A 24885-nucleotide genomic window follows, 5' to 3' on the forward strand; every position below is an offset into this window, starting at 1 on the left:
CATGGCCACCGTCCTCACGCGCCGCATGCTGCCTGCCCTGGTCCTGACGCTGGCCTGTCTTGCGGCCCTTGGCGCTGCGACCGGAGCCGAGATCGCGATCGCGCCGACCACCGCCTATATTCCGGCCGACAGCGACCAGACCGCGGTCTGGCTGTACAACCAGGCGGCCCTGCCATGGCCTGCCGATGCCAAGCTCTACCGCTGGCGCCAGGATGGCGAGCGCGAGATATTGGAACCGGCCACCGGCGCCACGGTCAGCCCCGGCCACTTCGAGATTCCCCCGCAGGGCCGGCAGTTGCTGCGGGTGATCCGGCTGACCCCCAGTCCGGCACAGACCGAAGACAGCTACCGGCTGGTGGTGACCCAGCATGCCGACAGCGGCGAGAGCCAGTTGCTGCGCTACTCCACGCCGGTGTTCGCCCTGCCCGCCCAGGCCGCAGACCCGCATCCAGCGCTGCAGGCCACGGTCTCGGGGCACGGCATGGGCCGCACCCTGCGCGTCCACAACGCGGGGCTGCGCCACGCGCGCCTGGCTGACCTGGCCTATATCGATGCCGGCGGTAGCCGTCGCAGCATCCGTGACAACCTGGCCGGCTACATCCTGCCGGGGCAGACCCGGCAATGGCCCCTGCCGATCGACCTCCCGGCCGGTCGCGGCCGCGTGGTGGCCCGGATCAACAGCGAGATCGAAAGTACCTTGGCGGTGGAGCCGGGAATCGGCAATTGAGGCCCGGGAATGGGGAAGGCGGATCGCGTCAGCTGATCGTGGACTGGTGAACGCTCGAGCGAACCAGGCTCTGCGACTCCCGATTCCCGATTCCCGATTCCCGCCAATTGCGCCACGCCAACCGGCCGGCTATACTCCGCCGGCTGTTTTGCGTCCTGCGATGCATCGCGCCGTCCACGTCGGACGTCACCGACGAATCCACACCTGCTGCCGCCATCCGTGCCGGGGTGCCCCCACAAGGGGTTCGCCACGGAGGCAACAGGGAAGCCCAACCCCGGAATCGTGTGCGTTTTGATGCGAGTCTCTCGCAGCGGCCCGCACCTCCATGTGCGGACTCTTTAAAAAAAGTCCGAGCCGCGCACGGCGATTCCGCTACCAGGAGTTTTTTCAATGCCTCAGGTCACCATGCGTCAGATGCTGGAAGCCGGCGTCCACTTCGGCCACCAGACCCGCTACTGGAACCCCAAGATGGCGCCGTACATCTTCGGCGCACGCGGCAAGATCCACATCATCAACCTCGAGAAGACCGTTCCGCTCTTCAACGACGCGATGAACTTCCTGTCCTCGGTCGCGCAGAAGCGCGGCACCGTGCTGTTCCTGGGCACCAAGCGCAGCGCGCGCGAATCCATCAAGGAAGAAGCCGAGCGCTGCGGCATGCCGTTCATGACCCAGCGCTGGCTGGGCGGCACGCTGACCAACTTCCGCACCGTCAAGCAGTCGGTCGCCCGCCTGAAGGAACTGGAATCGGCAGAGACCGACGGCACCTTCGACAAGCTGGTCAAGCACGAAGTGCTGGGCCTGCGCCGCGAGCGCGAGAAGCTGGACGCTTCGCTGGGCGGCATCAAGGAAATGAACCGTCTGCCGGACGCCATCTTCGTGATCGACATCGGCCATGAAGACATCGCCATCAAGGAAGCCAAGAAGCTCGGCATCCCGGTGATCGCCGTGGTCGATACCAACTACGATCCGGCCCTGGTCGACTACGCCATCCCGGGTAACGACGACGCCATCCGCGCCGTGCAGCTGTACGCTCGCGCCGCTGCCGATGCCGTGCTGGAAGGCAAGGCCGCCGCGCCGAACGCCGCGTCGGTGCGCGAGGAAGAGTTCTCGGCCGAATCCGCCGACGAAGGCAAGGGCCGCCGCGCCCCGGCCAAGAAGGGCGACAAGAAGTCCGCTGACGCCGCTGCCGAGTAATCGGCCTGCAATGCGGCCGCACCATGCTGTGCGGCCGCAGCCCCGACGGGTCCGTCGCGTCCCGTCGTCCGGGCTATCGAAGACACCATGGGGGCGGTCAGCACGCTGCACCGTCTTCTACTGGCGGAAACACTCCGCCGCACGTATTCGTCCAATGAGGTAATCCCGTGGAAATCACTGCTTCCCTGGTCAAGGAACTGCGCGAGCGCACCGGCGCCGGCATGATGGAGTGCAAGAAGGCACTCGTGGAAAACGCTGGCGACATCGACGCCGCCGCCGAATGGCTGCGCAAGTCGGGCCTGGCCAAGGCCGACAAGAAGTCCGATCGCGTTGCCGCCGAAGGCCGCATCGCCACCGCGCAGACCGGCGGCAAGGCCGTGCTGGTCGAAGTCAACTCCGAAACCGACTTCGTCGCCAAGGACGAGAACTTCCTCGCCTTCACTGAAGTCGTCGCCAATGCCGCACTGAACGCGGACGCGGCCGATGCCGAAGCGCTCAAGAGCGTCAAGCTGGACAGCGGCGAGACCATCGAAGAGCGTCGCGCGGCGGTCATCGCCAAGGTCGGCGAGAACCTGCAGGTGCGTCGCCTGGTCCGTATCGACAGCGCCAACAACGTCGCTGCCTACGTGCACGGCGGCCGCATCGGCGTGCTGGTGGAGCTGAAGGGCGGCGACAGCGAGCTGGCCCGCGGCATCGCCATGCATATCGCCGCGATGAATCCCCCGCACATCAAGGCCTCCGACGTGCCGGCCGAGTTCGTTGCCAAGGAAAAGGAAATCGAACTGGCCAAGATGTCCGAAAAGGACAAGGCCAAGCCGGCCGAGATCCTGGAAAAGATCATCAGCGGCAAGATCAGCAAGATCGTCAACGAAGTGACGCTGTACGGCCAGCCGTACGTGCTCAACACCGACCAGACCGTCGAGCAGGCGGTCAAGGCCGCCGGCGCCGAGGTCATCGGCTTCCAGCGCCTGGCCGTGGGCGAAGGCATCGAGAAGGTGGTGGAAGACTACGCCGCCGAAGTGATGAAGCAGGCCGGCCTGGCCTGATCGTTGCGACACCCGAAGAAGCCGCGGCATGCCGCGGCTTTTTTGTGCCTGCTACCGCTGCGCAGGCGCGTCCAGCGCGCGCACCGCCGTCGCGCCCGATCGACCGCCAGGCTACAGATGTCCCGGCGGTGGCCGTTACAACCTGGGTGGCGACCAGGCTTCCAGCGTCTTTCGCGCACGCGTTGCCGCCGACGGCGAACGCGGAGCATGGCGCGCCCATTCAAACGAGCGCGGCGGTATGCTGGCGCCCACTGTCGGCGATGACTCATGCAACCAGATCTCCAGGCCGCCCTTCACTACTGCCGCAACCTGCCCTCGCCGCCCGGCGTCGCGCTGCGCATCATCGAACTGGCGCAGGATCCGGACGTGGACATGACCACCACGGCCAATGTCATCGGCATGGACATGGCCTTGAGCGCGCGCATGCTGCGGGTAGCCAATTCACCGCTGTACGCCAGCCGCCGCCGCATCGACAATCTCGGCCAGGCACTGACCATGCTCGGCCTCAACGCCACCTTGAGCCTGGCGCTGGGGTTCTCGATGGTGCATGGCGTGCGCAGCACCTTCACAGCACATCCCTTGCACGAGCGCATCTGGCGCCGCGCCGGGCTATCGGCATTGGCCAGCCGCATCCTCGGCCAGGCGTATGGCATCCGCAAGCCGGAAGAATTGATGCTGGCCGGGCTGCTGCAGGATATCGGCACGCTGGCGCTGCTGCAGGGTGCGCCTGAGACCTATACGCCATTGTTCGAACAGGCACCGGACAACGCCGCGTTGCTGCAGGCCGAGCGCGAACATCTGGGCGCCACACATGCGGAAGTCGGCGCCTGGCTGGCGCATCAGTGGCAGCTGCCGCCCTATCTGCAGAATGCGATCGCGCAGAGCGAAGAGGACCCGGCCAGCCTGGAGCCCTTCATGGCCTGCGTGGCGCTGTCCGGGCGCCTGGCCGACATCTGGCTGTCGGCCAGCGCGGCTGCCGCCACCGAACACGCACAACGGCAGGCGCAGGACGTACTGGAGCTTGACGCCGAGCGCTTCGAAAAAGTGATCGAACGCATCGCCGAATCGCTACCCGAGCTCGAAGCGCTGTTCGACATCCGCGTGCCGCAGCCCGAACACATCCAGATGATCTTCGAGCAGGCGCGCGAACTGGCAATGCTGCGCAACCTGCGCGAGCTGCAGGAGGTGGCCGAGGCGCGTCGCCACGCCGACGAATCGGAAAACCGCATGCGCCATCTGACCGAACAGGCCAGCCGCGACGCATTGACCGGGGTGTTCAACCGGCACCAGCTAGGCACTGCCCTGGCGCATGAGTTCGATCTGGCTTCGCGCCAGGGTTGGCCGCTGTCGATCGCCTTCATCGATCTGGACAATTTCAAGCGCGTCAACGATGCGCACGGCCACCTTGTGGGCGACGAGGTGTTGCGCAACTTCGCGCAGACGCTGCAGCGCATGGTGCGCACCAGCGATCTGGTCGCGCGCTACGGCGGCGAGGAATTCCTGGTGATCCTGCCCAACACTCCGGCCGAAGCGGCGTTGATGGTGATCGAGCGCATCCTGGCCGAAACCGGCCGCACGCCGATGGCGCAGCTGCAAGGCGGGCCGTTGCACATCACGTTTTCGGCGGGCCTGGCCACGCATGGCGGCGTCGAGCGCCAGTTCGACAGCATCGATCATCTGCTGCAGGCGGCCGACAGCACGCTGTATCGCTCCAAGCACCGCGGCCGCAACCGCGTCACTGCCTACGACGCGACCGAGCTCACCGCTGCACCGAGCCCGCGGGCGCATTGAGCGCGCACGCCGGTCCAGGCCAAAGGAACTTTTAGCACGCCCGGCGGCAGGCTTCCGCTAGAATTGCCGGCGTTTGCCGATCCCCCACCCCCGAGGCCTCCCATGTCCGAACTTTCCTATCGCCGCATTCTTCTCAAACTTTCCGGGGAGGCGCTGATGGGAGACGGGGATTACGGCATCGATCCCAAGGTCATCAACCGCCTGGCCCTGGAAGTGATCGAGGCCCAGCAGGCCGGTGCGCAGGTGGCCCTGGTGATCGGCGGCGGCAACATCTTCCGCGGCGCCGGCCTGGCCGCCAGCGGCATGGACCGCGTCACCGGCGATCACATGGGCATGCTGGCCACGGTGATCAACGCACTGGCGATGCAGGACGCACTGGAAAAGCTCGGCGCCAAGGTGCGCGTGATGAGCGCGATCAAGATCAACGACGTCTGCGAAGACTTCATCCGCCGTCGCGCCATGCGCCACCTGGAAAAGGGCCGCATCGCGATCTTCGCCGCCGGCACCGGCAACCCGTTCTTCACCACCGACTCGGGCGCCGCGCTGCGCGCGATCGAGATCGGCGCCGATCTGCTGCTGAAGGCGACCAAGGTCGATGGCGTCTACGACAAGGATCCCAAGAAGCACAGCGACGCGGTGCGCTACGACAGCCTCACCTATGACGAGGTCATCCTGCAGGGCCTGGAAGTGATGGATACCGCCGCCTTCGCACTGGCGCGCGACAGCGACCTGCCGCTGCGCATCTTCGGCATGAGCGAGCCCGGCGTGCTGCTGCGCATCCTGCGCGGCGAGCAGATCGGCACCCTGGTGCAGGGCCGGAGCTGAGGCTGGGGATTCGGGAGTCGGGATTGGGGATTTGCAAGCGCCCAGTGCTGCAGGCTGCGCAGCGATCTCCAACCCCTCACCCGGCATCAAGACGGGGCGGCGAGTGAACCGGCTGCGCGGCTCCTTGCGACCCGCGAGTCGTGAAACCCCAGTCCCGGCTATAATCCCCGGATTCAGCTCCACACGGATTCCGGCGATGCTCACCCAGATCAAACAAGACGCGCTCACGCGCATGACCAAGAGCATCGATGCTCTGCGCCATTCCCTGACCACGGTGCGCACCGGCCGCGCGTCGCCGGCCCTGCTCGACGGCATCAAGGTCAAGGCCTACGGCACCGACACTCCGCTCAATCAGGTTGCCAGCATCAGCGTGTCCGAAGGCCGCTCGCTGGTCATCACCCTGTTCGACAAGGGCATGATCAAGGATGTCGAGAAGGCCATCTACGCCTCGGATCTGGGCCTGACCCCGACCGTGGTGGGAACCGTGATCCGTCTCAACCTGCCTCCGCTGACCGAAGAGCGCCGCAAGGAGCTCAGCAAGGCCGTGCATGGCGAAGGCGAGGATACCAAGGTGGCCATTCGCAACATCCGCCGCGACGCCAACCAGCAGGTCAAGGATCTGCTCAAGGACAAGGCGGTCACCGAGGACGAGGTGCGCCGTTCCGAGGACGAGATCCAGAAACTGACCGACAAGGCCATCAAGGACGTGGATGAGGTCGTCAAGGCCAAGGAACAGGAATTGATGACGGTCTGATCGTGGCATCGCCTGCCATGCATCCAGCCCCTCCCAACGACGCGGTGCCGCGCCATCTTGCCATCATCATGGATGGCAACGGGCGTTGGGCGCAGCGTCGCCGACGTCCGCGCATGATCGGCCACCGCGCCGGTGCGCGGGCGGTCAACCGCACCATCGACTTCTGCCTGGAAAAGGGCGTCGGCGCACTGACCCTGTTCGCGTTCTCCAGCGAAAACTGGGGCCGCCCGCAGGAAGAAGTGGACGCCTTGATGAAGCTGTTCCTGCATGCGCTGGACCGCGAGGTCGACGAGTTGCAGCGCCGCGGCGTGCAGGTGCGCTTCATCGGCGAACGCGGCCGCTTCGCCGCGGCGCTGCGCGAGCGCATGGCCGCCGCCGAGCGTGCCACCGCCGGCAACGCGCGGCTGGTGCTGAGCATTGCCGCCAGCTACGGCGGCCGCCAGGACATCGCGCAGGCCGCGCGCGCGTTGGCCGAAGAGGTCGCCGCCGGCCGCCTGCAACCGCAGCAGATCGACGAGGCCCTGCTTGCCAGCCGGGTCGCCCTGGCGGATCTGCCGGCCCCGGACCTGTTCATCCGTACCGGTGGCGACACCCGCATCAGCAACTTCCTGCTCTGGCAGCTGGCCTATACCGAGCTGTGGTTCACCGAGACCCTGTGGCCGGAGTTCGATGCCAGCGTGCTGCAGCAGGCGCTGGACGATTATGCCGGACGCGAACGCCGCTTCGGCCTGACCAGCGCCCAGATCGCCATGCAGGCGACGGAGACCACCCCGGCATGACCAAGACCCGCGTGATCGCCGCGCTGATCATGGCGCCGCTCGCCATCTGCGCGATCGTCCTGCTGCCCACCCAGTGGCTGGCCGCATTGGCGGCGGTGCTGTTCCTGACCGGCCTGTGGGAGTGGCTCAAGCTTTCCGGCATCGACGACAGCCTGCCGCGCACCGTGCTGCTGATGCTCAACCTGCTGCTGATGGTGCTGATGGTGTGGGCCTCGGCCGGCTCCATGGTGCTGTTCCAGATCGCCGCGCTGGTGGGCGTGGTGTGGTGGGTGCTGGCGCTGGCCTGGCTGCGATTTTTCACCTTCGGCGCCGATCACGGCAACGGCCAGGCGCGCGCGCTCAAGCTGGCGGCCGGTTCGCTGGCGGTGTTGCCGGCATGGGCCGCGCTGGTGGTGCTGCATGCCAGTCCGGACAAGGGCAACCTGTGGTTGCTGACCGCGCTGACCATGGTGTGGGCGGCCGACTCCGGTGCGTATTTCGCCGGGCGCACGTTCGGCAAACACAAGCTGGCGCCGCGGATCAGCCCCAACAAGACCATCGAAGGGCTGATCGGCGGCATGCTGGCCGGGATCGTGGTCGCCTGCGCCTTCGGCTGGCTGGCCGGGCTGACGCTGTCGCACGCCCCGCAGCTGATCCTGGTTGCCGCGGTCGCCGTGCTGGCCTCGGTACTCGGTGACCTGTTCGAAAGCCTGCTCAAGCGCCACGCCGGCGCGAAGGACTCGGGCACGGTGATTCCGGGCCATGGCGGCGTCCTGGACCGTATCGATGGCGTCCTCGCCGCCCTGCCGGTGTTCGCACTCGGCAAGGAAATTCTCGGATTCTGAGCATGGCCGGACCTTCTCCCCGCCAGGTTGCCGTGTTCGGCGCCACCGGTTCGATCGGCACGTCGGCCCTGGATGTGATCGCGCGTCACCCGGACCGGCTGCGCGCCAGCGTGCTGTCGGCCGGCCGCCAGGTCGAGGCCTTGCTGGCCCTGTGCGCCATCCACCGGCCCGCGCATGCAGTGATCGCCGACGCCACGCTCTACCCGGCGCTGCGCGACGGCCTGCGCGCCGCCGGTCTCGCCACCCAGGCGCATGCCGGCAGCGCAGCGCTGGATGCGCTGGCCGGCAGCGATGCCTGCGACACCGTGGTCGCCGCGGTCGTGGGTGCCGCCGGCCTGCCCTCTACCCTTGCCGCCGCGCGCGCCGGCAAGCGCCTGTTGCTGGCCAACAAGGAGTCGCTGGTGCTGGCGGGCGAACTCCTGACCCATACCGCGAGCGCGGCCGGCGCCGACATCATCCCCATCGACAGCGAGCACAGCGCCATCTTCCAGTGCCTGCGTTCGTGCGATGCCAGTGCCGGTGTGCGTCGGGTCATCCTGACCGCCTCCGGCGGCCCGTTCCGCGGCTGGGATCGGGCCGCATTGTCGGCCGTGACCCCCGCACAGGCGGTGGCGCACCCCAAATGGTCGATGGGACCGAAGATTTCGGTGGATTCGGCGACCCTGATGAACAAGGGCCTGGAGGTCATCGAGGCGCATCATCTGTTCGGTCTGTCCGGCACGCAGATCGACGTGCTGGTGCATCCGCAGAGCCTGGTGCATTCGCTGGTCGAATTCGTCGATGGTTCCACCCTGGCCCAGCTCGGCCTGCCGGACATGCGCACCACCCTGGCGGTCGGCCTGGCATGGCCGGAGCGGATCGATTCCGGGGTTTCCGGGCTGGATCTGTTGCAGCACGGCCGGCTGGAGTTCGAGGCGCCGGATATGGACGCCTTCCCCTGCCTGCGCCTGGCCTGGGACGCACTGCGCGCCGGTGGAACCGCCCCGGCCATCCTGAACGCGGCCAACGAAGTGGCCGTTTCAGCGTTTCTTCAGGGCCAAATAGGTTTCCTAGCGATCCCCGCGTTGGTCGAACACACTCTGGCAACGCTCCCCCGGCACCCTGCCGACTCCCTGGACACCCTGCTTTCTGCCGATGCGCAAGCGCGGCAGATCACTGAACGCGCCCTGGCCCATTACGCTCTTCATGCCTGACCGTCCTACGCAGCCGAGTTGCATCCATGGGTGATTTCATCGGGTCGGTCTGGTGGATGATCGTCAGCCTGGGCGTGTTGGTGACCTTCCACGAATTCGGGCATTTCTGGGTCGCGCGCCGCTGCGGGGTCAAGGTGCTGCGGTTCTCGGTGGGCTTCGGCAAGCCGCTATGGATGCGCCGCGACCGCCATGGCACCGAGTTCGTGGTGGCCGCCATTCCGCTGGGCGGCTACGTCAAGATGCTCGACGAGCGCGAAGGCGACGTGCACCCGGCCGAGCAGGATCAGGCTTTCAACCGCAAGACCGTCTGGCAGCGCATCGCCATCGTCGCCGCCGGCCCGATCGCCAACCTGCTGCTGTGCATGGCGATGCTGTGGGCGATGTTCGTGGTCGGCAAGCAGGATTATTCGGCCACCGTCGGCAGCGCCGATGGTCTGGCCGCCGAAGCCGGGCTGCGCCCGGGCGAGCGCATCGACCGTATCGACGGCCGCAGTGTGAGCAGCTGGAGCGATGCCAGCATGCAGCTGACCACGGCAGCGATGGACCGGCGCGACATCCAGGTGCGCACGGTGGCCGAAGGCGCCGGCTCCCGCGAACACAGCCTGCGTCTGTCGCAGCTGCCGGTCGGCTTCGACGAACGCCGCGTGGCGTCGCTGGCCGGGATCGGCTGGCAGTTCATGCTGCAGCCGCCGGTGATCGCCGAGGTCGTGCCCGGCTCGGCGGCCGACGGCCTGCTCAAGCCGGGCGACCGCATCCTGGCCATCGACGGCCAGCCGACCCGCGCGGCCCAGGACATCGCCCCCCAGGTACAGACGCTGGGCGAGCACGGTGGACCGGGCATGATCGAAGTGACCCGCGGCGAAGACCGCCTGGCGCTGGAAGTGACTCCGCGCAAGTCCCCGCAGGGCCAGTGGATGATCGGCGTGCGCCCGGCGGCGCCGGCCGCGCCGCCCTACGACAGCCGCCAGCAGTACGGCGTCTTCGCGGCGGTGCCGGCGGCCATCCGCGAGACCGGCAGGATGACCGCCGACTCGCTGGGCATGATGAAGCGCATGCTGACCGGCCAGGCCTCGGTCAAGAACATCTCCGGCCCGGTCACCATCGCGCGCGCAGCCAACGCCTCGGCCGAACGCGGGCTCGACTGGTTCCTGTATTTTCTCGGCCTGCTGTCGCTGAGCCTGGCGATCATCAACCTGATGCCCATCCCAATCTTGGACGGTGGGCATCTGCTGTATTACCTTATCGAGTTGATCAAGGGCAGCCCGATCAGCGAACGGGCCATGATTGCCGGGCAATATGTCGGCCTGGCGGTCCTGGCAGGCTTGATGGGACTGGCGTTCTACAACGACATCCTTGGCCTGGTTCCACGATGAAGCTGCTCCACTCTTTCCGCCTGTTGTCGTCGTCATACGCCGGCACCCAGCAACACCCGCAATCGACTCCAACCGGATGTGACATGACGCGTCTTCCCACTCGCCGCCTGCTTGCCCTCGCTCTTGCCGCCGGCCTCAGCCTGCCAGCCGCCGCAGCCCTGGCCGCCGAGCCGTTCGTCGCCAGCGACATCCGCGTGGACGGCCTGCAGCGCATCGCTTCCGGTACCGTGTTCACCTATCTGCCGGTGAACCGTGGCGACACCGTGGACGATGCCAAGGTGGCCGATTCGATCCGGGCGCTGTACCGCACCGGCTTCTTCGAGGACGTACAGCTGGACCGCCAGGGCAATATCCTGGTGATCACGGTCAAGGAACGCCCGGCGATCAACAAGCTCACCGTGACTGGCAACAAGGACATCAAGTCCGAGGAACTGCTCAAGGGCCTGGGCGACATCGGCCTGTCCGAAGGCGGCACCTTCGATCGGCTGAGCCTGGACCGGGTGACCCAGGAACTGACCCGCCAGTACAACAACCGCGGCAAGTACAACGTCGAGATCACCCCGACGGTGAGCCCGCTGGACCGCAACCGCGTGGATGTGGCCATCGCGATCAAGGAAGGCAAGGCGGCCAAGATCCGCCACGTCAACCTGATCGGTACGGAGAAGTTCGCCAATGAGGACATCCTGGAAAACTGGGAGTCCAAGGAGCACAACTGGGCCTCGTGGTACCGCCGCGACGACCAGTACTCCAAGGAAAAGATGTCCGGCGACCTGGAGAAGCTCAACTCGTGGTACCTGGACCGCGGCTACGTGGACTTCAGCATCGACTCCACCCAGGTGTCGATCAGCCCCGACAAGCGCGACATGTTCATCAGCGCCGGCGTCACCGAGGGCGAGCAGTACAAGATCTCCGAGATCAAGGTCACCGGCGACACCGTGCTGCCGCAGGCCGACATCGAGCGCCTGGTCATTCCCAAGGCCGGCGACATCTTCTCGCGCGCGTTGCTGGAGTACACCTCCGACGCCATCACCAACACCTTGAGCAACGTCGGCTACGCCTTCGCCAAGGTCAACCCGATTCCCACTCCGAACCGTGAGGACCGCACGGTTGCAGTGAACCTGCAGGTGGTGCCCGGCCCGCGCGTGACCGTGCGCCGCATCCTCTACAAGGGCAATAGCCGTACCTCCGACGAAGTGTTGCGCCGCGAAATGCGCCAGTTCGAGAACACCTGGTACTCGCAGGCGGCGATCGACCGTTCCAAGATCCGTCTGCAACGCCTGGGCTATTTCGAGAGCGTGGACGTGGAGACCCCCGCCGTGCCGGGCAGCAACGATCAGGTGGACGTGGTCTACAACGTCAAGGAGACCACCTCCGGCAGCTTCGTGTTCGGCCTGGGCTTCTCGCAGGCCTTCGGCGTGACCACCTCGGTGCAGTTGTCGCAGAACAACTTCCTGGGCGGCGGCAACCGGGTGGCGGTGGAGGCCTCGCGCAGCACCTTCCAGCAGCGCTATGCATTCTCCTACACCAATCCGTTCTTTACCGACGACGGCGTGTCGCTGGGCTACAACCTGTCGTGGCGTTCGCTGGACTACTCGGACTTCAACACCGCGCAGTTCAACAGCAAGAACGGCTCGGCGCAGGTGATCTTCGGCGTGCCGATCACCGAAAACGACACCGTGTCGGCGATGGTGGGCGTGGACAGCAACCAGATCACCACCTTCCCCGGTACCACGCCGCAGGCGATCGTGGACTACATCCGGGCGGTGGGCACGGATACCTTCAAGGCCGTGCGCACCGAATTCGGTTGGGCGCGCGACACCCGCAACGACTTCTTCATGCCGACCCGCGGCATGTTCCAGCGCGTCGGCCTGGAAACCACCCTGCCCGGCTCCACGGTCGAGTACTACAAGCTCAACTACCAGATCTCCAACTACTGGCCGATCATCCCGGCGCTGGTGCTGAACACCCGTTTCGAGCTCGGCTACGGCGACAGCTACGGCAAGGACAGCACGCGCGACATCTGCGGCGTGGTCAACAATGCAACCCTGACCGAGCAGGCCTGCAACGGTAGCAACCGCATCCGCAGCGTCACCGCCACCGGGCTGCCGTTCTACGAGAACTTCTACGCCGGCGGTACCAACTCGGTGCGTGGTTTCGAAGACAACACCCTGGGTCCGCGTTCGGAACCCATCAACGGCTTCAACCGTGGCCAGCCGCTGGGCGGCTCGTTCAAGACCGTGGGCTCGGTGGAAATGTATTTCCCCAAGCTGTTCGACAGCCCATCGGCGCGTATCTCGGCGTTCTTCGATTTCGGCAACGTCTACAGCGGCGTGGACAACTTCAAGGCCAACGAATTGCGCGCCTCGACCGGTGTGGCCCTGTTGTGGCGCGCGCCGGTGGGCCCCATTTCGATCAGCTATGCATTCCCGCTGAAGAAGGAAGACAACGACGAAATCGAGCGCCTGCAGTTCACCTTCGGCGGCCAGTTCTAAACGCCAACCGCAGCACGGAAGGCGGCCCGCGTGTGCGGGCCGCCCGTCTATCGCCGGTGGGATGGGGGCCGGTCAGAACCAGCTGTCGAACCAGGTGGAGACGGCATTGGACAGGCAGCCGGCGATTGCGTCGGCAGGCAGGCTGAGACACTGCAACTGCTGTTCACCGGTTGCCTTGCCCTGCTCGATATCGAAGGATTGGGCCGATGCACTCGCGACCGCGCCCATCATGACCAGACCACCAAGGATGGAAAGAACGGTTTTCATTTGCTTGCTCCTGGATTCGCCGCTCGATTGCGACAGGACCCTAGATACGCAGGCGTTGTTGGGAACTGTTTAATGGTGTTTTCTCCCCGTTAAGACGGCGCTCCCACATTTACGAGAGGTTCACCCTGATGCGTTTGACCGCCAGTGCGATTGCCGAACAATTTGGTCTGACCGTCGTCGGCGATAGCGCCGTCGAAGTCAGTGGTGTCGCCACCCTGGCACAGGCCGGCGCCGGACAACTGAGCTTTCTGTCCAATCCGCGCTACCGGCCGCAATTGGGTCAGAGCCAGGCGGCAGTGGTGGTCCTGCGCGCCGAGGATGCGCCAGATGCGCGCGGCACCGCGCTGGTCGCCAAGGACCCGTACACCGCGTTTGCCAAGATCGCCGCGCTGTTCGACGTAGCGCCGTTATGCGCGCCCGGCATCCATCCATCGGCGGTGATCGACCCCAGCGCACAGATTTCGCCAACCGCGCATATCGGCCCGTTCGTCAGCATCGGGGCGCGCAGCCGCGTGGGCGATGGCTGCGTGATCGGTACCGGCAGCATCATCGGCGAAGACTGCGTGGTGGACGACGGCAGCGAACTGCTCGCGCGCGTCACCCTGGTGACCCGGGTGCGACTGGGCAAGCGCGTGCGCATTCACCCCGGCGCGGTGATCGGTGCCGACGGCTTCGGCCTGGCGATGGATGCTGGCCACTGGATCAAGGTGCCGCAGCTGGGTGGGGTGGTGATCGGCGACGATTGCGAGATCGGCGCCAACACCTGCATCGACCGCGGCGCGCTGGAAGACACCGTACTGGAAGAGGACGTGCGCGTGGACAACCTGGTGCAGATCGCGCACAACTGCCGCATCGGCGCTCACAGTGCGATTGCAGGCTGTACCGGCATCGCCGGCAGCGCCAAGATCGGCCGCTATTGCCTGCTGGGCGGGCATGTCGGCGTGGTCGGTCATCTGGAAATCTGCGACAGGGTCGTCATCACCGGCAAGTCGGTGGTGCGCAATTCGATCCATGAGCCGGGCGAGTATTCGTCCGGCACCCCTCTCACCGACAACCGCACGTGGCGCAAGAATGCCGCGCGCTTCAAACAGCTCGATGCATTGGCAAGACGCATCCTGGCTATGGGCAAGGAGAACGCATGAGTCACCCCGTTTACGAACTGCCGATCGACGTCAATCAGATCAAGACGCTGATCCCGCACCGCTACCCGTTCCTGCTGATCGACCGGGTCATCGAGCTGGACCTGGAGGCCAAGCGCATCGTCGGGCAGAAGAACGTGAGCATCAACGAGCCGTTCTTCCAGGGCCACTTCCCCGCACGTCCGGTGATGCCGGGCGTACTGATCATCGAGGCGCTGGCACAGGCCGGTGGCGTGATGACCCAGCTCGGCCTCGGGCGCGATGCGTTGTCCAAGCTGTTCTATATGGTCAAGGTCGACAATGCCCGCTTCAACAAGCAGGTGGTGCCGGGCGATGTGCTGATCCTGGACGTGCAGATGAAGCGCCTGATCCGCAACATGGGATGCTATTACGGCGAAGCCAAGGTCAACGGCGAGGTCGTGGCCAGCGCCGAGATCATGTGTGCCGGCGCCAAGGAATAATCCGTTTTCTGGAGGTGAGACACGATGCGTGATCAAGCACCCTTGATTCATCCCACCGCCGTCGTCGACCCATCGGCGCGGCTGGCCGACGATGTCCGCATCGGCGCGTTCTGCCTGATCGGCGCGGACGTGGAGATCGGCGCAGGCACCGAGGTGGGCCCGCATTGCTCGATCCACGGCCCGACCCGGATCGGCCGCAACAACCGCTTCATCGGCCACGCGGCGATCGGTGGCGAGCCGCAGGACAAGAAGTACGCCGGCGAACGCACCGAACTGGTGATCGGCGACGGCAACGTGATCCGCGAGTTCGTCACCATCAACCGCGGTACCGGCGGCGGCGGCGGCATCACCACCGTCGGCAACGACAACTGGATGCTGGCCTACACGCACGTGGCGCACGATTGCCATGTGGGCAACCACTGCGTGTTCTCCAACAACACCACGCTGGCCGGCCACGTCAGCGTCGGCGACTACGTGATCATCAGCGGCTTCGCCGGCGCGCACCAGTTCTGCCGCATCGGCGCGCACGCCTTCCTGGGCATGGGTGCGCTGACCAATGGCGACGTGCCGCCGTTCACCATGGTCGGCAGCGATTCGTTGGGCCGCCCGCGCGGCATCAACAGCGAAGGCCTCAAGCGCCGCGGCTTCGATGCCGAACGCATCACCGCGATCAAGCGCGCCTACCGCACGCTGTACGTGGCCGGCCTGCCGCTGGCCGACGCCAAGGCGCAGCTGGCCGAACAGGCCAGGGACAGCGAAGACGTGCGCGGCATGCTGGAGTTCATCGAAGCGGCGGAACGGCCGTTGCTGCGATGAACGCCGGGATTCGGGAGTCGGAATTGGGGATGAGCAGCGTCACCTCGCAGCAGAGTGAGGCGGTCTTCCCGGCCCTTGCCAATCCCGAATCCCGAATCCCGAATCCCGGCGCGCGCACGCGCGCGCCCCGCATCGCGCTGATCGCCGGCGAAGCCTCCGGCGACATTCTTGGCGCGGGACTGATCGCGCAGCTGCGGCTGCGCTATCCGGATGCCGAATTCGTCGGCATCGGCGGCGATGCGATGCGTGGGGCCGGCTGCCAGACCTGGTTCGATGCCAGCGAACTGGCGGTGATGGGCCTGACCGAAGTGCTGCGCCATCTGCCACGCCTGCTCAAGCTGCGCAGCGCATTCCGCGAGCGCGTGCTGGCGTGGAAGCCGGACGTATTCATCGGCATCGACGCGCCGGACTTCAATCTGCCGGTGGAGCGCTGGCTCAAGCAGCGCGGCATCAAGACCGTGCATTACGTCAGCCCGTCGGTGTGGGCCTGGCGCGAGAAGCGTGCCGAAAAGATCGGTGTCAGCGCCGATCTGGTGCTGTGCCTGTTTCCGATGGAGCCGCCGATCTACGCCAAGCATGGCGTGGACGCGCGCTTCGTCGGTCACCCGATGGCCGACGACATCGCCTACCAGGCCGACCGCGAGGCGGCACGCGCCGCGCTGGGCCTGTCCGCCTCCAGTACCGTGCTGGCGGTACTGCCGGGCAGCCGGCATGGCGAAATCAGCCGCCTCGGCGATACCTTCTTCCAGGCCGCCTGGCTGGTCTCCGAACACCTGCCGAACCTGCATGTGCTGGTGCCGGCCGCCAACCCGGGCTGCAAGCAGCTGCTGGCCGAGCAGCTGTCGCGCTCGTCGTTGCCGGTGATGCGCTCGCACCTGCTCGACGGTCAGGCGCGCACCGCGATGCTGGCCGCCGACGTGGTGCTGCTGGCGTCGGGCACCGCCACGCTGGAAGCGATGCTGGTCAAACGCCCGATGGTGGTGGGCTACAAGGTCGCGCCGCTGACCTATCGCATCGTCAAGACGCTGGGCCTGCTCAAGGTCAACCGCTATGCGCTGCCCAACATCCTGGCCAACGACGACCTCGCCCCGGAACTGATGCAGGACGACTGCATCCCCGAACGGCTGTGCGTGGCCCTGCTGGACTGGTTCAAGCACCCGGAGAAAGTCGCCGCCCTGCAGCCGCGCTACCTGGCCCTGCATGCCGAGTTGCGCCGCGATGCGTCGGCACGGGCAGCGGATGCGGTCGCAGAGCTGGTCGGGACCCGGGAGGCAGAAAGTCCCCTATGAAAGCGGTAGAGGCAGCGCTGACGCTGTTCCCCGGGTCCCCGGTCCCGGGTCCCGGGTCCCGGCTCTACGCTGGCGTCGACGAAGCCGGCCGTGGCCCGCTGGCCGGGCCGGTGGCGGTGGCGGCGGTGGTGTTCGACCCGCGCAAGCCCCGCATCAACGGGCTGGACGACTCCAAGCAGCTTACGGCCGAGCGGCGCGAGCAGCTGTATGCACGCATCGTCGACCGCGCACTGGCCTGGTCGGTGGTGCTGATCGACAGCGAAGAGATCGACCGCATCAATATCTACCAGGCCACCATGCTCGGGATGCGCCGCGCAGTGGAAGGGGTGGCACACGTGGCCGGCTTCGCACGCATCGACGGCAACCGCGTGCCCAAGGGCCTGCCCTGCCCGGCCGAGGCATTGATCGGTGGCGACGCGCTGGACCGCGCCATCATGGCCGCCTCGATCGTGGCCAAGGTGACGCGCGACCGGCTGATGCACGAACTGCATACGCGGCACCCGGAATATCGCTTCGATCAGCACAAGGGCTACAGCACCCCGGTACACCTGGCCGCGCTGCAGATCCACGGGCCATGCCCGCAACACCGGCGCAGTTTTGCGCCCGTGCGGTTGGCGTTGGAAAGCCGGGAGAGCCGGGAAGGCCGGGACCCGGGACCCGGGACCGGGGACCCGGAACAGCTGCAAGTGGGGCAGCTGGTGGCCCCGCTTTAGAGGTCGGGACCCGGGACCCGGGACCCGGAAGAGCAACAGCACAGCAGCAGCAACGGCGGGTGGCGTCCCGCCACGTATTCCCGCTTTTGCTTTTCCGGGTCCCCGGTCCCGGGTCCCGGGTCCCGCCGCCCACCTGTCAAGCCTTGTTCCGTCCCGCCCCCGCCGCTACCCTGCCAGGGCATCGTTCTGGTTCCGCATGTCCACTTCCCGCTTCGTCCATCTGCACGTCCACACCGAGTTCTCGCTGGCGGATTCGACCATCCGTGTGCCCGAGAAACCGGATCAGGCCGACCCGAAGAAAGCCAAACAGGCCAATCTGCTGAGCCGCGCGGTCGAACTCGACATGCCTGCGCTGGCGGTCACCGACCTCAACAACCTGTTTGCGCTGGTCAAGTTCTACAAAGCCGCCGAAGGCGTCGGCATCAAGCCGATTGCCGGCGCCGACGTGATGATCGCCACGCCGGACATGACGCCCTGGCGCATGACCCTGCTGTGCCGCGACCGTGAGGGCTACCTGAGCCTGTCGCGGCTGCTCACGCGCGCCTGGATGGAAGGCCATCGCCCCGAAGGGGGCGTGGCGATCCATCCCGAATGGCTGCAGGCCGGCCACGCCAACCTGTTCGCCCTGGCCGGCCGCGACAGCCTGGCTGGGCGCCTGTTCGCCGAAGGTCGTGCCGACCTGGCCGAGCAGCAACTGGCCGACTGGCAGCGCGTATTCGGCGATGGCCTGCATCTGGAGCTGACACGCACCGGGCGCGAGGGCGAAGAACGCTTCAACCAGTTCGCCCTGCATGCCGCCGGCGTGCGCGGGCTGCCGGTGGTGGCCAGCAACGACGTGCGCTTCCTGTATGCCAGCGACTTCAATGCGCACGAGGCACGCGTGTGCATTTCCTCCGGCCGCGTGCTGGACGACCCCAAGCGCCCGCGTGAGTACAGCGATCAGCAGTACATGAAATCCAGCGAGGAGATGGCGGCACTGTTCGCCGACATCCCCGACGCGATCGACAATACCCACGCGCTGGCGCAGCGTTGCAATATCGAGATGCGCCTGGGCACCTACTTCCTGCCCGCCTACCCGGTGCCGGAAGACGAGACCCTGGACACCTGGATCCGCAGCCAGTCGCGGCAGGGTCTGGCCGCACGCCTGGAAAAGAACCCGATCGCACCGGGCAAGACCCGCCAGGACTACGTGGACCGGCTCGAATTCGAGCTGGACACCATCATCAAGATGGGCTTCCCCGGCTACTTCCTGATCGTGGCCGACTTCATCCAGTGGGGCAAGAACCAGGGCATCCCGATCGGCCCGGGCCGCGGTTCCGGTGCCGGCTCGCTGGTGGCCTGGGCGCTGCAGATCACCGACCTGGACCCGCTGCCGTACAACCTGCTGTTCGAGCGCTTCCTGAATCCAGAGCGCGTGTCGATGCCCGACTTCGACATCGACTTCTGCATGGACCGGCGCGACGAAGTCATCGACTACGTGGCGCGCAAGTACGGCCGCGAGCGGGTCAGCCAGATCATCACCTACGGCACCATGGCCGCCAAGGCGGTGGTGCGCGATGCCGGCCGCGTGCTGGGCTTCTCGTACGGTCTGGTGGATAGCGTTGCCAAGCTGATTCCCAACATCCTGGGCATCACGCTCAAGGACGCGATGGGCGAAGGCAAGGACTCGGAGATGGCCTCGCCGGATCTGATCCAGCGCTACCAGGTCGAAGACGACGTGCGCGACCTGATGGATCTGGCGCGCCAGCTCGAAGACCTCACCCGCAACGCCGGCAAGCACGCCGGCGGCGTGGTGATCGCCCCCGATCCACTCTCCGAGTTCTGCCCGCTGTTCGCCGAACACGACGAGGACGGCCGCGGCAAGAATCCGGTCACCCAGTTCGACAAGGACGACGTCGAAGCAGTGGGCCTGGTGAAGTTCGACTTCCTCGGCCTGCGCACGCTGACCATCATCGATTGGGCGGTCAAGGCGATCAACGTGCGCCATGCGCGCGCCGGCATCGATCCGGTGGACATCACCGCCATCCCGCTCGACGACGCACCGACCTACAAGGGCGTGTTCGCCTCCGGCGCCACCGGCGCGGTGTTCCAGTTCGAATCCTCGGGCATGCGCCGCCTGCTCAAGGACGCGCGCCCGGATCGCTTCGAAGACCTGATCGCGCTGGTGTCGCTGTACCGCCCGGGCCCGATGGACCTGATCCCGGACTTCAACGCGCGTAAGCACGGCCAGCAGGAGATCGTCTACCCCGACCCGCGCACCGAAGTCATCCTGAAAGACACCTACGGCATCATGGTGTATCAGGAGCAGGTGATGCAGATGGCGCAGATCGTCGGCGATTACTCGCTGGGCGGCGCCGACCTGCTGCGTCGCGCGATGGGCAAGAAGGTGCCGGCCGAAATGGCCAAGCACCGCGAGATCTTCCGCGAAGGTGCGGCCAAGGGCGGCGTCGGCGCGGCCAAGGCCGACGAAATCTTCGACCTGATGGAGAAGTTCGCCGGCTACGGCTTCAACAAGTCGCACGCCGCCGCGTACGCGCTGGTCAGCTACCAGACGGCCTGGTTGAAACGGCATTACCCGGCCGAATTCATGGCCGCCACGCTGTCTTCGGACATGGACAACACCGATAAGGTGGTGGGCTTCCTGGATGAGGTGCGCAACCTCGGCCTCAGCGTCAGGCCGCCGCGCGTCAACGAGTCGGCCTATATGTTCGAGGCGGCCAGCCCGGACACCATTCAATATGGCCTGGGCGCGATCAAGGGCGTCGGCCAGGGCGCCTGCGAGGCGATCGTCGAAGAACGCCAGCGCGGCGGCCCGTACACCACGCTGCTGGATTTCTGCACGCGCGTGGGCACCGCAAAGCTCAACCGGCGCACGCTGGAGGCGATGATCAATGCCGGTGCGATGGATGGCCTGGGCAAGAACCGCGCCTCGCTGATGCTGCAACTGCCCGAGGTGATGAAGGCCACCGAGCAGATGGCGCGCGAGCGCGCTTCTGGCCAGAACTCGCTGTTCGGCGGTCCGGATCCGGGCGCACCGGCGATGCGACTGGACCTGCCCGAGAGCAAGGAATGGCCGCTGGGCCAGCTGCTGAGCGGCGAGCGCGAGACGCTGGGCTTCTATCTCAGCGGGCATCCGTTCGACCCGCATCGCGACGACGTGCGCGAGCTGGTCGGTTGCGACCTGGGTGCGCTGGAAAAGATCCTGGCCTCGCAACAACGTGGCGGCGGTGGAGGCGGCGGCGATGGCGAAAAACGCGCCTGGCGCCCGGAGGTCAGTGCCATCCTGGCCGGCCAGGTGGTCGGCGTGCGCCGCAAGGGCGACAGCCAGGTGTTCGTGCAACTGGAAGACGGCCGCGGGCGGGTGGAATGCAGCGCGTTTTCCGATGCGATGGCCGAGTTCGGCCACCTGCTCACCCGCGACCGCATCCTGATCGTCAAGGGCGGCCTGCGCGAGGACGAATTCAACGGCGGCTACAGCCTGCGCATCCGCCAGTGCTGGGACTACGAGCAGATCTGCGCCGACCACGCCCAGCGGCTGTCGCTGCGCCTGGACCTGCGCGAGAAACAGGCCTTCACGCGTATCGACGCCTTGCTGGCCAAGCACCGTCCCGGCAAGACCCCCCTGCGCCTGGACCTGCTGCTACGCGCGCCCAGCGGCGGCGTGGCCGGCATGCTCGACCTCAACGGCAACCACTCGGTACGCATCGACCAGCACCTCATGGACAGCCTGCGCGCCGACCCGGCGGTGCGCACGGTGAAGGTCAAGTACAGCCCACCGTGGGCGCAGTGAGGCCGGAACTCAGAAGCCGGGACCCAGAAGCCAGAAGCCGGGACCCGGGACCCGGGACCCGGGACCCGCAAGAGCTTACGCGGCCCCAAACCCTCCACGCTCAGACTCTGCTTCTGTCTTGATCTTTGCCTTTGCCTTGCCTTGCTTTGCCTTGCTTTGCCTTGCTTTGCCTTGCTTTGCTTTGCCTTGCTTTGCCTTGCTTTGCCTTGCTTTGCCTTGCTTTGCCTTGCTTTGCCTTGCCTTGCCTTGCCGGGTCCCGGGTCCCGGGTCCCGGGTCCCGAGTCCCGAGTCCCGAGTCCCGAGTCCCGGCTTCCAAGCTCCGGCTCCATCCCAACGCCCCCGTACGGGCCAGCCGCAGCGCTTCAGCTATACTCCCCGCCTTACGTTGACGACGCCACTGCATGAATCCCAACTACCTCGACTTCGAGCAACCCATCGCCGATCTGGAAGCCAAGATCCAGGAACTGCGCAAGGCCAGTACCGGACCTGCGGTCAACGTGGACACCGAGGTGCGGGCGCTGCGAGACAAGCTGCGCGTGCGCACCGCGCAGATCTTCCGCGACCTGTCGGCCTGGCAGGTGTCGCAGCTGGCGCGGCACCCGCAGCGCCCGTACACGCTGGACTACATCGGCACCATCTGCGACGAATTCCAGGAGCTGGCCGGCGACCGCGCCTATGCCGACGACAAGGCGATCGTCGGTGGCCTGGGCCGCATCGACGGGCGCCCGGTGGTCATCATCGGCCACCAGAAGGGCCGTGACACCAAGACCAAGGTGGCACGCAACTTCGGCATGCCGCGCCCGGAGGGTTACCGCAAGGCGCTGCGCCTGATGAAGCTGGCCGAGCGTTTCCGCCTGCCGCTGCTGACCTTCATCGACACCCCCGGTGCCTACCCGGGCATCGGCGCCGAAGAACGCGGCCAGTCCGAGGCGATCGCGCGCAACCTGCTGGAAATGGCCGAGCTGAAGATTCCGGTGATCTGCACCGTGATCGGCGAAGGCGGCTCCGGCGGCGCGCTGGCCATCGGCGTCGGCGACCGCACCCTGATGCTGGAATACGGCACCTATTCGGTGATTTCGCCGGAAGGCTGCGCTTCGATCCTGTGGAAGGACGCGGCCAAGGCCAAGGATGCGGCCGAACAGCTCGGCCTGACCGCCAAGCGGCTCAAGGGCCTGGGGCTCGTCGACAAGGTGATCCGCGAACCCACTGGTGGCGCACATCGCAACCCGGAGCAGATGGGCAAGCGCCTGAAGGCGGTCTTGCTCAACGAACTGGACGCGCTGGAAAAGATCCCGATGGAAACGCTGCTGCAGCAGCGCTACGAGCGCCTGCGCAGTTATGGCGCCTACGAAGGGCACTGATCCGCGTGCACGATGACCGGCCGCGCCATCTGCGCGGCCTCGGAAAGGATTCCTTCGCATGACCCCACTCCTGCTGATCTCGCTGTTGCTGCAAGCCGCCTGCTGCGTCCATGTGGTGCGCAGCGGCCGCCCGCTGTACTGGATCTTTCTGCTGCTGGCGTTTTCGCTGCTGGCGGTGCTGGTCTACGTGTTCGTGGCGGTGATCCCCGATCTGCGCAACGACCCCGGCGCACGCCGCAGCCTCAAGCGCGTGCGCAACACCCTGGATCCGCAGCGCGAACAGCGCGATGCCTCGCGCCGGCTGGACGTGGCCGACACCCCGGAGAATCGCCGCCAGCTCGCCGAGAGCCTGCTTGCTCGCGGCGACTACGCGCAGGCGGCCGAGCATTACCAGGGCGCCTTGCGCGGGCTGTATCGCGACGATCCCCACCTGATGCTCGGCCTGGCCCGGGCGCAGTTCGGACTCGGGCAGGCGCAGCAGGCACGGCAGACCCTGGATGCCCTGATTGCGGCCAACCCCGGCTTCCGCTCGCACGACGGTCACCTGCTGTACGCGCGTGCGGTCGAAGACTGCGGCGATACCGATGCCGCCCTGCACGAGTATGAGACGTTGGCGCAGGGCTACCCGGGCGAAGAAGCACGTGTGCGTTATGCACAGCTGCTGCACCGCATGGGCCGTGGCGATCAGGCCAGGGCGGTGTACGAACAGGTGCTGCGGCATGCCGCTGCCTCGCCCAAGCATTACCAACGCGAGCAACGCGCCTGGGTCGATCTGGCACGCAAGGGCCTGCGCGAACTGGACACGGGCGCGTAATCGCACGCTGGCTCAGGCATCACCTCGCGCCAGGCACCGCCACGCGCGCCCCACCTTGGATAGCCCCTCCGCGATCGAGGCGACCACCATGCCCAGAAAGCCCGACATCGAGCCAGGCCTGAAAGCCGAGATCGATCACTTGCTGGCGTTGTCGGCGCAGGCGTTTCGCAGCGGCACCCTGGCCGAATCGCTCGCCCTCGGCCTGCAGGCCTGGGCGCTGATTCCCGAGCCCAAGGAAAGCTGGGACTACTACCCGCAAAGCCTGTCGGCGAGCTTCGTGAAGGACTACGCCGACCTGCACGATGCGGACAACGTGCGCAAGTGGATCGAGGTGATGGCGCGGATGTACGACGACCCGGAACGCACCGACCATCTCGTGCTGATGACCGAAGGCGAAGCGATGCTCCAGCTCGGAGATGACGCACGCGCCTGCGCAGTCTTCGGCAGAATTTACGCGCTGTACGGCAGGAAGGGATTTTCAGCGCACCAGAAACGCTATCTGGAGTTGTATCTGGACCAGGCACGCAAGTGCGAATGAAGCCGCTCCGCCCCGGTGCTGCGCCCCTTCGGCGTACCATCGACGGCGGGCCCTCGCGCATGTCGATGTGCTGCTTCGATCATTGCCGTTGCAGGCACGGCGGCGGCCGCACTTTTCATCGGCGCACTCCGTCACGACGCGCGGTTGACGACCGGATCGCGCTGCTACGCACGCCGCTTCGGTGACGAGCTGCCGCATGCGTCCTGGACCTGCACTCAGAACGGCTTGGCCAGCACCAGCCAGATCACGCCCACCAGCAGCAGCACCGGCACCTCGTTGAACAGCCGCAGCGCGCGGCCGCCGGGCAGCGCGCGGCGTTGGTCCACGCCCTTCAACCAGCGCCCGGCCACGATGTAGTGCGCAAGGATCAAGGCCACCGCGAACAGCTTGGCATGCAACCAGCCGCCGGCCACCATCGTCGGGAAATCGGGAATCACGCGGTAGCCCTGCCACAGCACCGCACCCAGCAGCAGCGCCAGACCGAGCATGCTGTGGCCGAACCTGTACAACCGCCGGCCCATCAGCACCAGGCGCGCGCGCACGGCGGTGTCGCTGCCGGCTTCGGCGATATTGACCAGGATGCGCGGCAGATAAAACACCGCAGCCATCCAGGCGATGACGAACAACAGGTGGAAGGTCTTGATCCACAGATACAAGGTCATGCGCTGGCTCCGCTGGCTCGCGTAGGATGGCCCGCAT

22 protein-coding genes are annotated in these 24885 nt (G+C 66.4%); 20 read left to right on the forward strand and 2 right to left on the reverse strand.

All coding sequences use genetic code 11. From position 1 onward, the window contains the following. The first annotated feature begins 1 nt into the window (after position 1). The 11 genes from LL964_RS13225 (at position 2) to bamA (ending at position 12998) form a co-directional block, all read left to right on the forward strand. Positions 2-727 carry a fimbrial biogenesis chaperone gene (locus tag LL964_RS13225; RefSeq protein ID WP_104588046.1) on the forward strand — a complete coding sequence of 242 codons (726 nt, stop codon included), beginning with the start codon at positions 2-4 and terminating at the stop codon, positions 725-727. 390 nt (positions 728-1117) lie between these two features. Next, complete coding sequence (gene rpsB, locus LL964_RS13230) at positions 1118-1921, forward strand: 30S ribosomal protein S2 (RefSeq protein WP_104588047.1); 804 nt, start codon at positions 1118-1120, stop codon at positions 1919-1921. Positions 1922-2088: 167 nt separating this feature from the next. Continuing rightward, on the forward strand, positions 2089-2967 hold the full coding sequence (tsf, locus tag LL964_RS13235) for a translation elongation factor Ts (protein ID WP_104588048.1): 879 nt from the start codon (positions 2089-2091) through the stop codon (positions 2965-2967). A 267-nt stretch (positions 2968-3234) separates the two neighbouring features. Further along, complete coding sequence (locus LL964_RS13240; protein WP_104588049.1) at positions 3235-4758, forward strand: sensor domain-containing diguanylate cyclase; 1524 nt, start codon at positions 3235-3237, stop codon at positions 4756-4758. Positions 4759-4860: 102 nt separating this feature from the next. Then, positions 4861-5583, forward strand: coding sequence for a UMP kinase (gene pyrH / locus LL964_RS13245; RefSeq protein WP_104542672.1), 723 nt, complete (start codon positions 4861-4863; stop codon positions 5581-5583). A gap of 196 nt (positions 5584-5779) precedes the next feature. Continuing rightward, the gene (frr, locus tag LL964_RS13250) at positions 5780-6337 is read left to right on the forward strand and encodes a ribosome recycling factor (protein WP_104588050.1); all 558 of its coding nucleotides are present in this window, start codon (positions 5780-5782) and stop codon (positions 6335-6337) included. A gap of 17 nt (positions 6338-6354) precedes the next feature. Then, on the forward strand, positions 6355-7116 hold the full coding sequence (uppS, locus tag LL964_RS13255) for a polyprenyl diphosphate synthase (RefSeq protein ID WP_104588051.1): 762 nt from the start codon (positions 6355-6357) through the stop codon (positions 7114-7116). After that, positions 7113-7940, forward strand: coding sequence for a phosphatidate cytidylyltransferase (locus tag LL964_RS13260; protein WP_104588052.1), 828 nt, complete (start codon positions 7113-7115; stop codon positions 7938-7940). Before uppS ends, LL964_RS13260 begins: the two co-directional genes overlap by 4 nt. A 2-nt stretch (positions 7941-7942) precedes the next feature. Beyond that, positions 7943-9133 (forward strand): 1-deoxy-D-xylulose-5-phosphate reductoisomerase, encoded by a 1191-nt coding sequence (locus LL964_RS13265; RefSeq protein WP_104588053.1) that lies wholly within the window; start codon positions 7943-7945, stop codon positions 9131-9133. A 26-nt stretch (positions 9134-9159) separates the two neighbouring features. Then, entirely contained in the window at positions 9160-10506 is a 1347-nt protein-coding gene (rseP, locus tag LL964_RS13270) for an RIP metalloprotease RseP (protein ID WP_104588054.1), read from the forward strand. An 83-nt stretch (positions 10507-10589) separates the two neighbouring features. Next, positions 10590-12998, forward strand: a complete 2409-nt coding sequence (gene bamA / locus LL964_RS13275) for an outer membrane protein assembly factor BamA (protein WP_167395378.1) — start codon at positions 10590-10592, stop codon at positions 12996-12998. A gap of 72 nt (positions 12999-13070) precedes the next feature. Here the strand turns inward: bamA and LL964_RS13280 are convergent, their stop codons facing one another. Then, positions 13071-13265, reverse strand: a complete 195-nt coding sequence (locus tag LL964_RS13280) for a hypothetical protein (protein ID WP_104588056.1) — start codon at positions 13263-13265, stop codon at positions 13071-13073. Positions 13266-13393: 128 nt separating this feature from the next. On the opposite strand from LL964_RS13280, the gene lpxD reads away from it, so the two are divergent. From lpxD to LL964_RS13325, 9 genes are all read left to right on the forward strand, one after another. Next, positions 13394-14407: a UDP-3-O-(3-hydroxymyristoyl)glucosamine N-acyltransferase gene (lpxD, locus tag LL964_RS13285; RefSeq protein WP_104588057.1), complete on the forward strand. Its 1014-nt coding sequence runs from the start codon at positions 13394-13396 to the stop codon at positions 14405-14407. Next, positions 14404-14865: a 3-hydroxyacyl-ACP dehydratase FabZ gene (gene fabZ / locus LL964_RS13290; RefSeq protein ID WP_104588058.1), complete on the forward strand. Its 462-nt coding sequence runs from the start codon at positions 14404-14406 to the stop codon at positions 14863-14865. The genes lpxD and fabZ overlap by 4 nt, the downstream gene beginning before the upstream one ends. 24 nt (positions 14866-14889) lie before the next feature. Beyond that, a complete protein-coding gene (gene lpxA / locus LL964_RS13295; RefSeq protein ID WP_104588059.1) occupies positions 14890-15681 on the forward strand; it encodes an acyl-ACP--UDP-N-acetylglucosamine O-acyltransferase in 792 nt (263 codons plus the stop codon). 29 nt (positions 15682-15710) lie between these two features. Further along, positions 15711-16970 (forward strand): lipid-A-disaccharide synthase, encoded by a 1260-nt coding sequence (lpxB, locus tag LL964_RS13300; protein WP_146092394.1) that lies wholly within the window; start codon positions 15711-15713, stop codon positions 16968-16970. Then, positions 16967-17683: a ribonuclease HII gene (locus LL964_RS13305; RefSeq protein WP_104588060.1), complete on the forward strand. Its 717-nt coding sequence runs from the start codon at positions 16967-16969 to the stop codon at positions 17681-17683. The genes lpxB and LL964_RS13305 overlap by 4 nt, the downstream gene beginning before the upstream one ends. A 196-nt stretch (positions 17684-17879) precedes the next feature. Beyond that, entirely contained in the window at positions 17880-21473 is a 3594-nt protein-coding gene (dnaE, locus tag LL964_RS13310; RefSeq protein ID WP_104588061.1) for a DNA polymerase III subunit alpha, read from the forward strand. Positions 21474-21874: 401 nt separating this feature from the next. Beyond that, entirely contained in the window at positions 21875-22834 is a 960-nt protein-coding gene (locus LL964_RS13315) for an acetyl-CoA carboxylase carboxyltransferase subunit alpha (protein WP_104588063.1), read from the forward strand. Positions 22835-22892: 58 nt separating this feature from the next. After that, positions 22893-23648: a tetratricopeptide repeat protein gene (locus LL964_RS13320; RefSeq protein WP_104588064.1), complete on the forward strand. Its 756-nt coding sequence runs from the start codon at positions 22893-22895 to the stop codon at positions 23646-23648. A gap of 88 nt (positions 23649-23736) precedes the next feature. Further along, complete coding sequence (locus tag LL964_RS13325; protein WP_104588126.1) at positions 23737-24186, forward strand: hypothetical protein; 450 nt, start codon at positions 23737-23739, stop codon at positions 24184-24186. 215 nt (positions 24187-24401) lie between these two features. Here the strand turns inward: LL964_RS13325 and LL964_RS13330 are convergent, their stop codons facing one another. Continuing rightward, positions 24402-24848 carry a CopD family protein gene (locus LL964_RS13330; RefSeq protein ID WP_104588065.1) on the reverse strand — a complete coding sequence of 149 codons (447 nt, stop codon included), beginning with the start codon at positions 24846-24848 and terminating at the stop codon, positions 24402-24404. Between the last annotated feature and the right edge of the window lie 37 nt (positions 24849-24885).

The sequence above is a fragment of the Xanthomonas melonis genome, from assembly GCF_020783655.1.
In the GTDB taxonomy this organism is placed as follows: Bacteria; Pseudomonadota; Gammaproteobacteria; order Xanthomonadales; family Xanthomonadaceae; genus Xanthomonas; species Xanthomonas melonis.